The organism is Gallibacterium genomosp. 1 (assembly GCF_000771875.1).
Lineage (GTDB): Bacteria > Pseudomonadota > Gammaproteobacteria > Enterobacterales > Pasteurellaceae > Gallibacterium.
Map to the genome: position 1 here is coordinate 65,133 of NZ_JPXX01000003.1, position 16,128 is coordinate 81,260.

General features: G+C 38.2%; 13 protein-coding genes and 1 pseudogene. 10 read left to right on the plus strand and 4 right to left on the minus strand.

What is annotated here, in order from left to right:
* Positions 1-12 precede the first annotated feature (12 nt).
* The 3 genes from fruB to fruA are packed head-to-tail and all read left to right on the plus strand — an operon-like array spanning position 13 to position 3,805.
* A complete protein-coding gene (fruB, locus tag JP36_RS00885; RefSeq protein ID WP_039135233.1) occupies positions 13-1,173 on the plus strand; it encodes a fused PTS fructose transporter subunit IIA/HPr protein in 1,161 nt (386 codons plus the stop codon).
* Position 1,174: 1 nt separating this feature from the next.
* Positions 1,175-2,113: a 1-phosphofructokinase gene (fruK, locus tag JP36_RS00890; protein WP_039135236.1), complete on the plus strand. Its 939-nt coding sequence runs from the start codon at positions 1,175-1,177 to the stop codon at positions 2,111-2,113.
* A 3-nt stretch (positions 2,114-2,116) separates the two neighbouring features.
* A complete protein-coding gene (fruA, locus tag JP36_RS00895; RefSeq protein WP_039171017.1) occupies positions 2,117-3,805 on the plus strand; it encodes a PTS fructose transporter subunit IIBC in 1,689 nt (562 codons plus the stop codon).
* A gap of 49 nt (positions 3,806-3,854) precedes the next feature.
* Here fruA and JP36_RS00900 read toward each other — a convergent pair whose 3' ends face one another.
* Complete coding sequence (locus JP36_RS00900) at positions 3,855-4,718, minus strand: LysR family transcriptional regulator (RefSeq protein ID WP_039135241.1); 864 nt, start codon at positions 4,716-4,718, stop codon at positions 3,855-3,857.
* A gap of 110 nt (positions 4,719-4,828) precedes the next feature.
* Between JP36_RS00900 and JP36_RS00905 the strand changes: the two genes are divergently transcribed.
* Positions 4,829-5,128 (plus strand): DoxX family protein, encoded by a 300-nt coding sequence (locus JP36_RS00905; RefSeq protein ID WP_234702131.1) that lies wholly within the window; start codon positions 4,829-4,831, stop codon positions 5,126-5,128.
* A 92-nt stretch (positions 5,129-5,220) separates the two neighbouring features.
* Positions 5,221-6,357, plus strand: a pseudogene (locus JP36_RS00910) (RNA-guided endonuclease InsQ/TnpB family protein).
* Between the two features lie 151 nt (positions 6,358-6,508).
* On the opposite strand, the gene JP36_RS00915 reads toward JP36_RS00910, so the two are convergent.
* Positions 6,509-7,426, minus strand: coding sequence for a mechanosensitive ion channel family protein (locus JP36_RS00915; protein ID WP_039081044.1), 918 nt, complete (start codon positions 7,424-7,426; stop codon positions 6,509-6,511).
* A complete protein-coding gene (locus JP36_RS00920) occupies positions 7,414-7,641 on the minus strand; it encodes a DUF7575 domain-containing protein (protein WP_018345820.1) in 228 nt (75 codons plus the stop codon). Before JP36_RS00920 ends, JP36_RS00915 begins: the two co-directional genes overlap by 13 nt.
* 250 nt (positions 7,642-7,891) lie before the next feature.
* Between JP36_RS00920 and asnB the strand changes: the two genes are divergently transcribed.
* The 5 genes from asnB (at position 7,892) to JP36_RS00945 (ending at position 14,893) form a co-directional block, all read left to right on the plus strand.
* Positions 7,892-9,475: an asparagine synthase B gene (asnB, locus tag JP36_RS00925; protein ID WP_039171021.1), complete on the plus strand. Its 1,584-nt coding sequence runs from the start codon at positions 7,892-7,894 to the stop codon at positions 9,473-9,475.
* Positions 9,476-9,858: 383 nt separating this feature from the next.
* Positions 9,859-10,431, plus strand: coding sequence for a fimbrial protein (locus JP36_RS00930; RefSeq protein WP_039171024.1), 573 nt, complete (start codon positions 9,859-9,861; stop codon positions 10,429-10,431).
* A 102-nt stretch (positions 10,432-10,533) separates the two neighbouring features.
* Positions 10,534-11,226: a fimbria/pilus periplasmic chaperone gene (locus tag JP36_RS00935; RefSeq protein WP_039171028.1), complete on the plus strand. Its 693-nt coding sequence runs from the start codon at positions 10,534-10,536 to the stop codon at positions 11,224-11,226.
* Between the two features lie 8 nt (positions 11,227-11,234).
* Positions 11,235-13,751 carry a fimbria/pilus outer membrane usher protein gene (locus JP36_RS00940; RefSeq protein WP_052119425.1) on the plus strand — a complete coding sequence of 839 codons (2,517 nt, stop codon included), beginning with the start codon at positions 11,235-11,237 and terminating at the stop codon, positions 13,749-13,751.
* Between the two features lie 11 nt (positions 13,752-13,762).
* Positions 13,763-14,893, plus strand: coding sequence for a fimbrial protein (locus JP36_RS00945; protein ID WP_039171033.1), 1,131 nt, complete (start codon positions 13,763-13,765; stop codon positions 14,891-14,893).
* 83 nt (positions 14,894-14,976) lie between these two features.
* Here the strand turns inward: JP36_RS00945 and tgt are convergent, their stop codons facing one another.
* The gene (gene tgt, locus JP36_RS00950; RefSeq protein WP_039171036.1) at positions 14,977-16,119 is read right to left on the minus strand and encodes a tRNA guanosine(34) transglycosylase Tgt; all 1,143 of its coding nucleotides are present in this window, start codon (positions 16,117-16,119) and stop codon (positions 14,977-14,979) included.
* Positions 16,120-16,128: the final 9 nt, after the last annotated feature.

Consider the following 16,128-nt stretch of genomic DNA (forward strand, 5'->3'; position numbering starts at 1 on the left):
AGGAGTCCAATCGTGTTTAATCTCGTTGAAAAAGACATCCATCTTGCGGCGCAAGCCGATGACAAACAACAAGCGATTACTGCTGTTGCCCAAGCCTTTGTTGAAAAAGGGCTGGTTGAAGAGGGTTATTTACAAGGTATGCTTGCTCGAGAACAACAAACTTCAACATTTTTAGGGAATGGTATTGCGATCCCTCACGGCACACTGGATACTCGTCATTTAGTAAAACAAACCGGTGTACAAATATTCCAATTTCCTAACGGCGTAAAATGGAGCGATGATAATATCGCATATCTAGTTATCGGTATTGCAGCAAAATCTGATGAACATCTTGCTATTTTACGTCAATTAACTCACCTACTTGGTGATGAAGATATTGCTGAAAAACTTGCAAAAACCACTGATACTCAAGAATTTATTGCCCTCTTTAATGGCGACAATAATGGTAATATTGTGGATGAAACATTAGTTTCTCTTAATATTGATACCACCAGCTTGTTAACTTTAACAGCAATTAATGCCGGCAACTTACAACAAGCCAAAGCGGTTGATAATCAGTTCGTTAGTGATGTTATTGCTTCTGCTGCTCTGCCTTTAGGCAATGGGCTTTGGGTTAATGACAGCGTTAACGGTAACCAAAAAAATGCAATTGCGTTTGCTCGTCCGAAACAGGCTTTCCAAAATAATAATAAAACTATTGCCGGTTTAGTTACTATCGCTAATGTAGATGACAGTATTGAGAAGTTATTGGCAAATCTACTTGATCCGCAATGCCAACAACAGTTACTCAACGGCTCTGCTACGCAAGTTGTTGCAGCATTGCAAGGCAAAGTTGAAGAAGTTCCTGCTACTGCTAACACAACGGCATCTGCTACATCAACAGTGTCTGCCTCAGAGGAGCAATTGGAAGCTACTTTTACTATCAAAAATGAACACGGTCTTCACGCTCGTCCATCAGCAGTGCTTATCAATGAAGTGAAAAAATATAAATCAACGATCCAAGTGAAAAATATTGATCGAGATACCGGTTTTGTGAATGCGAAAAGTTTAATGAAAGTTGTTGGTTTAGGTACAACGAAAGGTCAACGTTTATGCTTTATTGCTCAGGGTGAGGATGCAGAACAAGCATTAAAAGGTATCGGCGAAGCAATTAATGCCGGTTTAGGAGAGTAAAATGCCTCGCATTGCGACTATTACATTAAATACAGCTTTCGATTTGGTCGGGCGTTTATCTCGCATTCAACTTGGTGAAGTGAATACTGTTGAAACCTTAGGGATCTATCCGGCTGGTAAAGGAATTAATGTTGCTAAAGTATTGCACGACCTCAATTTGGATGTCAGTGTCAGTGGATTTCTTGGGAAAGAGAATCAGGGCGATTTTATTCAACTTTTTCAACAACTTGGGTTAGATGATCGTTTTCAACGTGTTGCCGGAAAAACTCGAATTAACGTTAAAGTTACTGAAACTGAAGCGGATGTAACCGATTTAAATTTCTTAGGTTATCAAGTCTCTGAAACGGATTGGCAATGTTTTGTTGAACAATCGCTACAGGATTTTAAAGATTACGATTTGGTTGCTGTCTGTGGTAGTTTGCCGAAAGGCATTTCTCCACAAGCATTTACTGCTTGGTTACAACAACTTGGACAGCATACTAAAGTCGTTTTAGACAGCAGCAATGAGGCTCTCACTGCCGGTTTAAAAGCAAATCCGTGGCTAGTAAAACCAAATCATCGTGAGTTGGAAGCTTGGATTGGTAAACCGCTCAATTCATTAACAGAAATTATTGATGCCGCTAAGCAGTTGAAAAAGCAAGGTATTGCTAATGTTATTATTTCAATGGGGGCAGCAGGTTCATTATGGATTAATGATGAAGGTGTTTTGCAGGCTCAACCACCAAAATGCACTAATGTGGTAAGTACGGTCGGCGCTGGTGATTCAATGGTTGCCGGTTTAATTTACGGCACAGAACAACAGCTTTCAAAAGAACAAACACTACGTTTCGCTTCTGCCGTTTCTGCATTAGCAGTTGCACAAAGTAATGTTGGTGTTGCCGATCATCAAGCATTGCATCAACTTATTGACCAAGTCAAAATCACCAAAATTGAGGAATAATCTATGAAGATTTTTTTATTAGCACAAGAAAAACGTGGTAATGCAACGCTTTACTTGTTAAAACAAATGGTTAGTAAAATTGCTAATCAGCAAAACCACCAGCTGGTTGAACAGGCACAAGATGCCGATCTTGTATTAGTTTTAGGCGATAAATTACCAAATAATCCAGAGCTTGCCGGTAAAAAAGTATTTTTAACAGCTTTTGAACAGGCGTTTAATGCACCGGAGCAAACCTTACAACAAGCCCTCACATCAGCAACAGATTATCAAGCACCAACAGACGCTCCAGCCGAAACCGTTGCGAGTGATCGTCCATTAAATATCGTTGCAGTTACTGCTTGTCCTACCGGTGTAGCTCATACTTTTATGGCGGCGGAAGCGATTTCTACCTATTGCCAAAAACAGGGTTGGAACGTAAAAGTCGAAACTCGTGGTCAGGTTGGTGCCAGCAACTTAATCTCAGCTGAAGATGTTGCTGCTGCCGATCTTGCCTTTATCGCTACCGATATTGACGTTGATTTAAGCAAATTTGATGGTAAAAAAATGTACCACACTTCAACCGGTTTAGCGTTAAAGAAAACCGCACAGGAATTTGAAAAAGCGTTTAAAGAGGCTAAAGTTTATCACCATAAACAGGATAATAACGCCACGGCGAAAACTGAAAGCAAAGAAAAAGGTGAGAAAAAAGGCATTTATAGCCACTTAATGACCGGTGTTTCTCATATGTTACCAATGGTGGTTGCCGGTGGTCTTATCATTGCGCTCTCTTTCGTATTCGGTATCGAAGCTTTCAAAGAAGAAGGAACATTGGCAGCCGCATTGATGAAAATCGGTGGCGGTAGCGCATTCGCATTGATGATTCCGATTCTTTCCGGTTATATCGCTTACTCTATTGCTGACCGTCCGGGGCTTACTCCGGGGCTTGTTGGCGGTATGTTGGCAAGCTCGCTTGGTGCTGGCTTTATCGGTGGTATTATTTCCGGTTTCTTGGCAGGTTATATCGCTAAAGCGATCAATGATCACGTTAAATTGCCACAAACAATGAATGCCCTAAAACCGATTTTGATTATTCCATTCCTTTCTACTTTGTTTGTCGGTTTAATTATGATTTATATCGTTGGTGAACCGGTAGCTTGGGTAATGAACAGTATGACTGAATTCTTGAAAGGAATGCAATCAGGCAGTGCAGTTGTGCTTGGCATTATCCTTGGAGCAATGATGTGTTTTGATATGGGCGGTCCTGTAAATAAAGCTGCCTATACTTTTGGTGTTGGTCTATTAGCATCTGCTTCCTACTTACCTATGGCGGCTGTAATGGCAGCAGGTATGGTGCCGGCATTAGGTATGGGGATAGCCACCTTTATTGCTCGCAAAAAATTCAATGCAAATGAATTGGAAGGCGGTAAAGCCTCTTTTGTTCTTGGTTTATGCTTTATTTCCGAAGGAGCAATTCCGTTTGCTGCCCGTGATCCAATGCGTGTGATTCCTAGTTGTATGATTGGCGGTGCATTAACAGGAGCGTTATCAATGCTGTTTGGTGTACAGTTAATGGCGCCACACGGAGGTATTTTTGTGCTTGCAATTCCGGGTGCTATTCAGCCGGTATTACTTTATTTAGTGGCTATTGCAGCTGGTAGTATTGTTACCGGTGTGTTGTATGCAATGATTAAACCGAAAACATTAGAAGCTTAACTGTTTAAAAGTGATGGGATTTTCCCATCACTTTTCCTTTCTACCTTTGCTAAAAATCGTAATGTTTTAACGGATAACTCAGGAACTTCTCTGCCATAAAATCAATAAAACTGCGTACTTTCGCACTCATAAATTCTCGATTCATATAAGCAGCATATAGTGTATGATTTCTGTTTGCCGGATGTGGCACAATTTGCAGATCTCCTTGCTTTAAATCATCCTCGCACAAGAAACTAGGCAAATAAGCAATGCCTTGAGCTGCCAATGCCAACTGATACAACATTAAGGTATTATTGCTTGAGATAATATCAATAAAATGATGATCGACTTGTGTATAAGTTGGGATTAAACCTTTATGTTGCGTCCACGACTGCTCATTTAATTGTCCAAACTGCTGAATATATTTAGGACTAGCAACCCAGAAAAACGGCAAGCTGGCTAAGGGTTTTACAATTAAATTTTCTGCTGGATGTGCGGTAACTTTTAACGCCAAATCAAAACCTTGACCAACCAAATCAGTGTGATGATTATCCAACGAAAGCTGCAAATTCACTTGAGGATAGCGATGTTGATATTCAGCTAAAAATTCTGCGAAACGCCTTGTTGCAAACCAAACCGGTAAAGTGATTTTTAATGTCCCTTGCGGATGGATCGTTCCTTGACTCGCTATCTGTTTTGCCTCTTCAAGATCATCTAATGCCACCACACAACGTTGATAATAATCTGTACCAACTTCGGTTAAACTTAAACGCCTGCTTGTTCTATTTAATAATTTTGCCTGCAAATAATGTTCTAAGTTTGATAAATGTTTACTTACCATTGACGTGGACATATTCAACTGTTCTGCGGCTTTGCTAAAACTGCCTTTTTCGACTATCTGTCGAAATACTTTCATACTCTGTAAAGTGTCCATTATCATTTCCTATTAAGAAAAAATACTTTTCTAAAAACCATATCGTTTTCAGATTATGAAATCAATATACTAACTCACGTTTTCACTACTTAATTAAAAAAGGATAATTTATGTCTAACTCTCAATCATTAAGCCATTACGGTTTAGGTTTATTGCGCATCGTTGCCGGTTACACTTTCCTACTGCACGGCAGCGCCAAATTATTTGCACTCCCACACGTTTCCGCTTTTGATGGCTTATCTGTTTTCTCATTATTGGGAATTGGCGGTGTTTTAGAATTAGTCGGTGGTATTTTATTAGTGCTAGGGCTATTCTCTAGAATCACAGCTTTTATCCTTTCCGGAGAAATGGCATTTGCCTATTTTATCAAACAGTGCCGTAAAACTCTGCCCTTCAGGGCGGAGATATAAGGCACAAGCGAATCTGGCGTTTGTTGTTGTCGATGTTGGCGAAAAATCAATAACAATATAAAATAGCACCATTTTTACACTCCTATTTTTGTATGTTACTCCGCAAAGCCTTTAAGTTCGAGATAATGCCAAACGGCAACCAAATCCGCAGAATTAAACAGTTCTGTGGTTGCTCTCGTTTTGTGTTCAATCGGGCATTGGCTTGGCAAAATGAACAATACGAGCAAGATAACAGCTTTAAGTTCAGTTACACTAAAATCGCCAACTTGCTTCCACAATGGAAAAAAGAATTAGTTTGGCTAAAAGAATGTCATTCGCAAGTGCTGCAACAGTCGTTAAAAGACCTTGAAAATGCGTTTAAAAATTTCTTCCAACAGCGTTCAGATTTTCCAAAATTCAAGAAAAAAGGCGTAAAAGAAAGTTTTCGTTTTCCACAAGGTTGCAAGCTGGAGCAACAAAATAGCCGCATTTGGCTACCAAAAATCGGCTGGGTTCGTTATCGCAATAGTCGTGAGGTCATCGGCGAAATCAAAAATGTCACTGTCAGCCAGAAATGTGGACGCTTTTTCGTCAGTATTCAGACCGAGTTTGAATATCAAATTCCAATACACAACGGCGGTGAAATTGGTATTGATATGGGCGTGGCACGATTTGCCACACTTTCAAATGGTGAGTTTTTTGAACCGTTGAATGCGTTTAAAACCTATAAAGGCAAATTGGCAAAACTGCAAAAACGGCTTAAAAACAAGGTCAAATTTAGCCAAAATTGGCAGAAATTAAAGGCAAAAATCGCCAAATTGCATCATAAAATCGCTAATTGCCGCAAAGATTTTTTGCATAAAATCTCAACCCAAATCAGCAAAAACCACGCAATGATTTACATTGAAGATTTGCAAGTGGCAAATATGTCGAAATCCGCCAAAGGTACGGCGGAAACACCAGGCAAAAATGTTGCTGCAAAATCAGGTTTAAACCGTTCGATACTCGACCAATCGTGATTTGAGTTTCGCCGTCAGTTGAGCTACAAAACGCAATGGCAAGGTGGATTTTTAGTGGCAGTGCCAGCGCAAAATACCAGTCGAACTTGCCCTTGTTGTGGTCATGTAGCAAAAGAAAATCGCCAAACACAGGCTAATTTTGAGTGTGTAGAATGTGGCTACACAGAAAATGCCGATGTGGTTGGCGCGTTAAATGTATTGGGGCGTGGGCGAGTTATCGTCCACGCGTAATAAAATGTCAGGGCAGGACATGCCCGTAGAGCTTGTGAAGTGAATCGCATTAGCGGTCAGCAGCAAGAACCCACCGAGAGTAGCCTATTGTTTTAAATGGGCACTGGTAGGAATCCCCGTCCTTTAGGGCGGGGAGGATGTCAACTTAATCTTAATTCAGTTGTTTAATTTGTATCGGGTTATCATACAAATTCACACCACCTTTTACACCAAAATCAAGTGTTGTAACATTATATGCAATAGAAATATCTTCTTGTTCAAAACGTTTTTTAATCGCCATTATCATTTGATGAATACATTCTAAATACTGATCGTGGTCAATAAATTCAACCCACACTCGTAATTCAAAATTATAGGTAGAAGCGCCTATTTCAGTAAAAAAGAAATGAGGCTGATTTTCCTCATCCAATAATAATCCCGACAATTTCCCAATTTCATCTAATGCAACCGCTTTAACTTTTTGTAAATCATCACCATAAGATACTCCGGTAGAAACCACCGCAACTCTTTTTCCTAATGAAGAATAATTTATTACGTTTTGTGAATAAATTAGTTGATTGGGAATATGCACTCGTTGCCCATCTTCGGTTAACACCGTTGTTACAAAAGTCCCTATTTTCTCGACACATCCATATTGACCATTGATATTCACCCAATCATTAACTTTAAACGGCACTAATATGTTCACTAACATACCAGAAAAGAAATTACCAATAGTCTCTTTAGTTGCAAAACCAACAACGATACCGATTACCCCAGCACTTGCTAATATTTGTGTTAAAACGCCTTGTAGCCCTAATAAATGAATTGCAATAAAGTAACCTATCAGCAAGCATAAAATGCGTAATGTAAACGCAATAACTGAGTTAATGTTATGCACTTGATTAGAAGAATCTTGGTGAAGATGTTTTTTATAAAATTTTTTAATTTGAGCTGAAATAAAGTGAGCTAAAAAAATCACCAATATAGATGCGATGACATTTATCGCATAATCTGAAATTACAGCTAATGTTCGATCAAACCAAGATAACCAATATTCACTTGTTTTCATAGGAATTAATTTTTCCACCACAATAATCCTCCAATCACAACCACGAAAATCACAAACCAAATCAGTTGTACTTTTGCATTTTGCTTATTCATTGCCTGACGATGTTCAACATCCTGCGATAATCTCTGCTGATAAACGCGCTTTGCAGCTTCATCGTGTAGTGCCGTTTGACAAAACGGACAAAAATCCAACTCTTCATTCACTTTTTTCTCACACTTAGGGCAAGACAACATAGAAAACTCCTCCTCTCAATTTAGAGCCGTTACTATAACAAAATGTATGACAAAACGCTTCAGTACATAAATCAAGATAAAAATAGATAAAAATTAATTTTAAGCGCAATTTTTTGATAAAAACAAAACAACAAAGAATAAATTAAGTAAAAAATAATAATTTTTTACTAGAAATACTAGATAAAATCTAATTTACTGCTATGATATATAGCCATTAACAACTTATAAAAGATAATAAGAGGACTTTCGTATGTGTGGATTCGTTTTTTCATCTTCAGCACAAACATCCGGTGCATTTAAACAGAGTTTTGATCATATTTTTCATCGAGGGCCGGATCATCAAGCCGTTATTTATGCGGATGATGCCACTTGGGGCTTCCATCGCTTATCTATTATGGATTTAAGCTCACAAGGCAACCAACCGTTCCAATATGAAGGCATTTCCTTAATCTGTAACGGAGAAATTTATAACTACGAAGAACTAAAATCTTTATTATCAAGTAGTTACAGTTTTCAATCCGGCAGTGACTGCGAAGTGCTTATCCCACTTTATCAACGTGTCGGTGTGGATGTGATGATGAAAATGTTAGATGCGGAATTTGCGTTGGTATTAAAAGACAGCCACACCGGCGATTTAATTGCCGGACGTGATCCCATCGGCATTCGCCCAATGTTTTATGGTTTTGATAAAGAGAGCGGCGGCATCGCATTCTCTTCCGAAGCGAAAGGGCTTATCGGCTGGTGTCGTGACATTCAACCATTCCCACCCGGACACTATTATTTGAACGGTGAATTTATCTGCTATAACGATATTGCCGATCCGAAAGTGATGCGTGATCAAGATCTTGATACCATCACACAAACATTGAGAACAAAACTTGAAACAGCAGTGATTAAGCGTTTGCATTCTGATGCACCGCTCGGATTTCTGTTAAGTGGCGGTTTAGATTCCTCCTTAGTATGTGCGATTGCGCAGAAACACTTGGATAAACCAATCAAAACCTTTGCGATTGGAATGGATACCGATCCGATCGATTTAAAATATGCGAAAGAGGTTGCCGATTATCTCGGTTCTGAACATACCGAAGTCATTATGAGCAAAGATGAAGTGTTGGATGCGTTGGAAAAAGTGATTTGGCATTTAGAAACTTGGGATATTACGACCATTCGAGCCAGTATTGGAATGTATTTGGTGTGTAAATATATTCACGAAAAAACAGACTTAAAAGTGCTTTTGACTGGTGAAGTGAGTGATGAAATTTTTGGTTATAAATATACTGACTTTGCACCGAATGCTGCAGAATTTCAAAAGGAGGCGCAAAAACGTATTCGTGAATTATATATGTATGATGTACTACGGGCTGATCGCTGTTTAGCTGCTAACTCATTGGAAGCACGCGTACCATTTGGTGATATTGATTTCGTTGATTACGCAATGAGCATTAACCCTGAGAAAAAAATGAATGTTTACAACAAAGGGAAATATTTATTACGCAAAGCCTTTGAGGGGACAAACTATCTGCCGGATAACATTTTATATCGAGAAAAAGCAGCATTCAGTGATGCAGTAGGGCATTCAATGGTTGACCACTTAAAAGCTTTTGCTGAAAGCAAATATAGCGATGAAGAGTTGGCGCAGGCAAAACAAAAATATCCATACGGCACACCATTTACCAAAGAATCATTGCTTTATCGTGATATTTTTGAAAAATTCTATCCGGGGCAAAGCCATTGGATTAAAAGTTTCTGGATGCCGAATAAAGAATGGGAAGGGTGCAATGTAAATGACCCTAGTGCACGTGTGCTGAATAACTATGGCGACAGTGGTAAATAACATTATTCAATAAGAATAAATAAATCTGCATTTTTAATCTCAGCTCAAATTGCTCAAGATTAAAGTGCAGATTATTACCATCCTAAAATCATTTTCATATTATTAGTATCAAAATTCATTTTTGATTTAATTCACAAATTCAACTTTTTTGCTTTTTTTCTTTATTTATATTGTTTACTCCAAAATAGAGTAGTTATATTAAATTTTTGTTTATAAAAGCTAACATATTGATTATATTGATTTTATTTAAAAGCGTTTTTTAAATATCTCTACCTTTACGTATAAATTTACAGTTATTGATTAAAATTTACTTGCCCCCCCCCCCTGAAACTTATGTATACTTTCACGTAAATTAACTTAATCCTGAAGGAGTATTTAAAAAAATGAAAAAATTACTTTTAACAACTTTAATTACCGTTGGTTTGGGCTTATCAGCACAAGGTGCATTTGCGCAGGATTCAACGCATGTAGCTAGTGGTAATATTAATTTCACTGGAAAAGTACAGGATATGACTTGTACTATTGAAGGTGGTGCAGATAAGAACGTAGTATTAGATACTGTTCAAGTAGCAAATTTCACTGGACAAGGCACTACAGCAGCACCAAAGCCATTTAATATTGTGTTAAAAGACTGCATACGTAAAAGTGGCGGTCCTATAACTAATGTATATGCATATTTTGAGGATGAACCAGATAAAGTAAATAGGGACGGTTTGTTAATAAACAAAGCTAGTAACTCACCAGCTGAAGGTGTGGCTGTGCAATTGCTCCGCGGTGATGGCTCAGCAATTAAAGTTACAGATGATGAATTAACGCAGGCAGGAACTCAAAAAGTTGCTTACACCACGGATAACAGTGTTACTTTTAAATATATAGCACGGTACTATGCAACGGCTGCCAGTGTAACTGCTGGACCGGTGCAAGCAAGTGTGAAATACAATCTTGCATACGAATAATCTTTTTCTACTTATCGGGCAGATTTCCTGCCCGATTTTTTACTTATCTATTTTATTGCACTTTTATTAATGGTTTTATTGAGAGTTTTATTAGAGGGGCTTATGTTGAGATATTTTTTCACCATCATCATCGCCTTGTGGGCAATGTCAGTTTCAGCAAATGTGGTTATCACCGGCACTCGGGTGATTTATCCTTCTAATCAAAAAACAGTGAGTGTGCAACTTACGAATGCCGGCACAAAACCTTCTTTAGTTCAAGCTTGGATTGACAATGGCGACCCTCAAGCCGCACCGGAAACAATTAAAACCCCATTTGTGATTACACCACCGATTTCTCGTATTGACGGAAATAAAGGGCAAACATTGCGTATTACTTATACTGGCGCATCATTGCCTAAAGACCGTGAATCTATTTTCTATTTAAATGTGTTAGATATTCCGCCAAAACCAAAAGACCAAAGTCAAAATTATTTACAAATCGCCTTGCGTAGCCGTATTAAACTCTTTTTCCGCCCTGTGGAATTAACCATTTCACCGAGCGATGCCTATTCACAAGTAAAATGGCGTGGGCAAGGTAAACAATTGCTTGTGGATAATCCAACCCCGTATTACATCACGTATCCTGAAGTGAAAGTTGGTACCGCAGAAACTGTGAGTGCGAATATGATAGCTCCATTCTCACAAGCGACTTTTCAATTAAATAAAGCTCTTCCAGCGACAGCAACAACCGTAACTTGGACTGTTATCAACGATTATGGTGCGACTCCAAGTGGCACTAGCACTATGCAACATTAATGATAAATATGATAAAACCTAAATTTTTCAGCAAACCAACAAAATTTAAACTGAGCTATTTATCATTAATTTTGTTAAATAGCTGGTTTAGTTATGCCTATGCTAATGAATATGTAGAGTTTGACGCTGATTTTTTATTTGGCAGTGAAAGCAAAAAAAATATTGATGTTCAACGCTTTAGTTATGAGAACGCAGTTCCGGCAGGTGAATATATTGCAGATGTTTATTTGAATGAGAAATTGCTTGGACGTATTAACATTCAATATAGCGATGTGCCTGAGCAAAAACGTTCTGTATTATGTGCAACAGAAAATTTGCTTGCCTTGTTAGATTTGAAAAGTGAAGCGTTTGCAGATAAGCCTAAAACAATTAATGGAAATTGTCACTCTTTCTCTGAACTGGTGCCTGAAGCTACAGTGAACTTTGATATGGGGCAATTGCGATTAGATGTCAATATTGCTCAAGCATTAATCACTCAACGTCCGCAAGGCTATATTTCACCGGCACAATGGCAAGATGGCACGCCCGTTGCTTTTGTGCGTTATGATGCCACACATTATCGTTATAAATATTCAGATATAGACGCTCAACAAACCTATTTGGGCATTGATGCAGGTGTTAATTTATTTGGTTGGGCATTTCGTCATCGTGGTTCTCAGACTTGGACTGATCAACAAAAACAGAGCTATCAACGAATTGCAACCTATGCTAAACACGATGTTCCGTTATTACGCGGTCAATTTACTATCGGGGATTTTTACACCAGTGGTAGATTAATGGACAGTATCGCCATTCGAGGCGTGCAGTTAGAATCTGATGATAGAATGCTGGCAGCTTCTGAACGTTACTATGCACCAGTTATACGAGGCGTTGCCAATACGAATGCGATTGTTAGCGTTCGACAAAACGGTAATCTATTACGAGAAGTGTCTGTACCTGCGGGAGCTTTCTCCATTGATGACCTGTTCCCGACCGGTTATGGCGGTGATCTTGAAGTGGAAGTGTTAGAAGCAAATGGCGAGAAACGCACCTTTACCGTGCCATACACTGCTACAGCACAATTAATCCGCCCTGGTTATAGTCGCTATCAATTAAGTGCGGGACGTTACCGTTATGATAATGAAACTTTAGATAATGTTGCACAAGCCACTTGGCAATATGGTTTAACTAATAATGTAACATTGAACCTTGGTGCGATATTGGCTAAAAATTACCATTCAGAATTAATTGGTTTGGCAGTGAATACACCTATTGGGGCATTTTCAGGGAATGCAACATTTTCAAATGCCAAGATTGTTAATTCACAGCAAAAATATAAAGGATATAACCTCTATTTTAGCTATAACACCCATATTGAACCAACCAATACAAATGTAACATTGGCTGCATATCGCTATTTGTCCCGTAAGTATTACAGTTTGCAAGATACGATATTGGCGAACAATCGTGATTTTGTTGACAGACAAGAGATTGATATGTCGTCATATTCTTATCGCCCAAAGAACCAATTCCAAGTTACAGTTAGCCAAGTGTTTAAAGACAATTGGGGCAGTATTTATGTTAATGGTAGCACCTATACCTATTGGGATAGCAGCGAAAAGCGCAATGAATACCAAATTGGTTATGGTAATAGCTATAAAAAACTTAATTACAGCCTTTCCTTTTCTCAAGGGAAAACAAGCAATGGCAAAAATGATAGAAGAGTTTATCTGTCATTATCCTTGCCGTTAGGTAATAGCACGAATAGTGCCTATGTTTCACAAACGCTTAATTATCATAAAGAAAATGGCTATTACGCCTCAACTTCGTTATATGGCTCATTGGGTGAACAAGGCAAATATAACTACAATATTGCAGTGAGCAAACAGAAAGATAACAGCAATATTTCCTTTAACAATAACTACTCAAGCCCACAAGCACGCCTTAGTGCTTCTTGGAGCCGTGATAATAAAGGCAGCCAGCAAATATCATTTGGTGCATCTGGTGCGGTGGTGGCTCATCCAAAAGGCATTACATTATCCAATGATTTAGGCGATAGTTTTGCGATTATTCACGCCAAAGGAGCAAAAGGGGCATTAATTAATGGTTCGGTAGGTAATAAAATTGATTACTTCGGTAACGGAATTGTGCCTTATATTGAACCTTATGCAATGAACTATGTCGGGCTGGATGGAAATTCACTACCAAGCACGGTTGAGCTATCAGCCACAGAACAATCGGTAATTCCGCGTGCCAATCAAGCGATATTAGTGAATTTTGAAACAGAGCAAGGTGCGGTTGTCTTCTTTGAATTAACTAATGATGAAAAAGAGTTGCCACCATTAGGTACAGAAGTGTTTGATCAAAATAATCAATCAGTCGGTGTGGTGGCACAAGGTGGCACAATCTATACTCGAGGCATTGCAGAAAGTGGTGAATTAAAACTTTCTTGGGGCGAAACACGTTGCCATATCAATTACCAATTGCCACAAGAGAGCGATAACACAATGCCTGTTATTGTGCCAGTACAATGCCAGTTTTATTAAAAGGGGAAAAAATGAAAGGGAATATGATTTATGGTTTTATGCTAATTATTTTATTGTTTATGATAAAGCCATTGTATGGAACGACATATATTGTTGAAGGTAAGACTATAACGGTTCCCCTTACTGGTAAGGATGAAGCAAATAAACCAAAATCACAACATATAGTTAAGTATTTAAACCCTCAAACTCTTTCTTCGACTAATTATAACGAAGTGATTTATCAGGCAGATATAGGAGAACTAATTAGTAATTCATATTGTCGAAATCTTGACCGTCTCGGTAAGAATCAATATAACAAATTTTGGATAGAATTTAAATATGAAGACACGTTGATGGATAAGAATGAGTTTTTTGAAAAAAAAGTACTTACCGTAAATGGTAAGCGAATCATTGGTCAAGGTTCTTATCAATTAGCACAACTAGAACGTGGAAACAGTCTACAACTTAGTTTAAGTTTTAAATTAAGAAATAATTGGTTATATAGTAACACTCCAGAACCTATTCAAATAAAACAAGGAGATGCATTAGCAGTAATAACAATGTTATGTGTAAATAGGTCAAAGGATGTGTATCAAGGCGGCGATGAGATAAATAGTAATTATAATGCTTTTACTATTGTAACAGCTAAAGCAGCACAGCCATTTACGTTTAATTTTGCTCGGACTTGCTCGATTGCAGATAAAGAGCAAATGATTAAACTAAAGGATGTGACTGTAAAAGAACTTAATGAGAGAAAAGAAGTACAGGGAGGAAGGTTTGATATTAAGCTTAATTGCCCTACACAAAGTGTGAAAAACGCTTATATTATTTTTACTGATGCCATTGATTCAACAAATACCGGCAGAGATATTGGGATGTTGTCTTCACCTGAAACTATGACTACAAAAACGGTATTAACTGTGAAAGATGCCGTTACTAACCAGCCTTTAGTTTATAGGAAAAAGAATACTTTACCGTCAAATGGCAATTTTTTTGATAAACCTAAACCAGATGAAAAGGGGTTTTACCAATTTAATCAAGAACCGCTGAATGGTAATGCAACACATAGTTATAACGTTTATTATCATAGAGTAAGTGATAAGGTATCAGTGCAACCAGGGAAAATATCAGCCAAGCTGACCTATAATATTTATTATAATTGATAAAAACTACCCCACTTTATTGTGGGGTAGTTTTTTATTGGAAAGTATTAATCAAACAAAATAAGGATTAACTCTAAGCATTTCTAATATGAAGTGTTTAACGGCGGAACAGGTTTCCCCATTCTTTCATAAAAAGTTTTGACAAATGCTTCAAAACGCTGTTCTTCAATCGCTTGGCGAATTTGTGCCATTAAACGTTGATAATAGCGTAAATTATGAATAGTGTTTAATCTTGCGCCTAAAATTTCACCACATTTGTCCAAATGGTGTAGATAAGATTTTGTGTAATGCCGGCAAGTGTAGCAATCACATTCTGGATCAAGTGTGGAAGTGTCATCACGATATTTAGCATTCCTAATTTTAACAACACCGTCAGTAACAAATAAATGCCCATTGCGTGCATTGCGAGTTGGCATTACACAGTCAAACATATCAATACCGCGTCTTACTCCTTCAACAAGATCCTCCGGCTTGCCGACTCCCATAAGATAGCGTGGTTTATCTTGAGGGATTTTTGGACAAATATATTCTAAAATACGGTGCATATCCTCTTTCGGTTCTCCCACAGCCAACCCACCGACTGCATAGCCGTCAAAACCAATCTCTAACAAACCATCTAATGAAATTTGTCGTAAATTTTCGTGTACGCCACCTTGAATAATGCCAAATAACGCATTTTTATTGCCTAATTTGTCAAAATGAACACGACAACGTTTTGCCCAGCGTAAAGATAATTCCATTGAGTTTTTTGCATACTCAAAAGTTGATGGGTAAGGCGTGCATTCATCAAAAATCATTACAATATCAGAACCAAGATCGTATTGGATTTCCATTGATTTTTCTGGAGATAAGAAAATGCGTTCTCCATTAATTGGATTTTGGAATTTTACGCCCTCTTCTGTAATTTTGCGTAATTTACCTAAACTGAATACTTGGAAACCGCCACTGTCAGTAAGAATTGGGCGGTGCCATTGCATAAAATCGTGTAAATCGCCGTGTTTACGCATAATTTCTTGCCCAGGACGCAACCATAAATGGAAGGTGTTTCCTAATAAAATTTCTGCACCGGTGGCTCGCACCTCTTCAGGCGTCATCCCTTTTACAGTGCCATATGTTCCTACCGGCATAAACGCTGGCGTTTGTACCGTAAAGGTTCCTTGAGGACGCTCAAACGTCAGCTCACCACGTCTAGCACCGCCATCAGTATTTTTTAATTGATATTTCATATTTTCTCC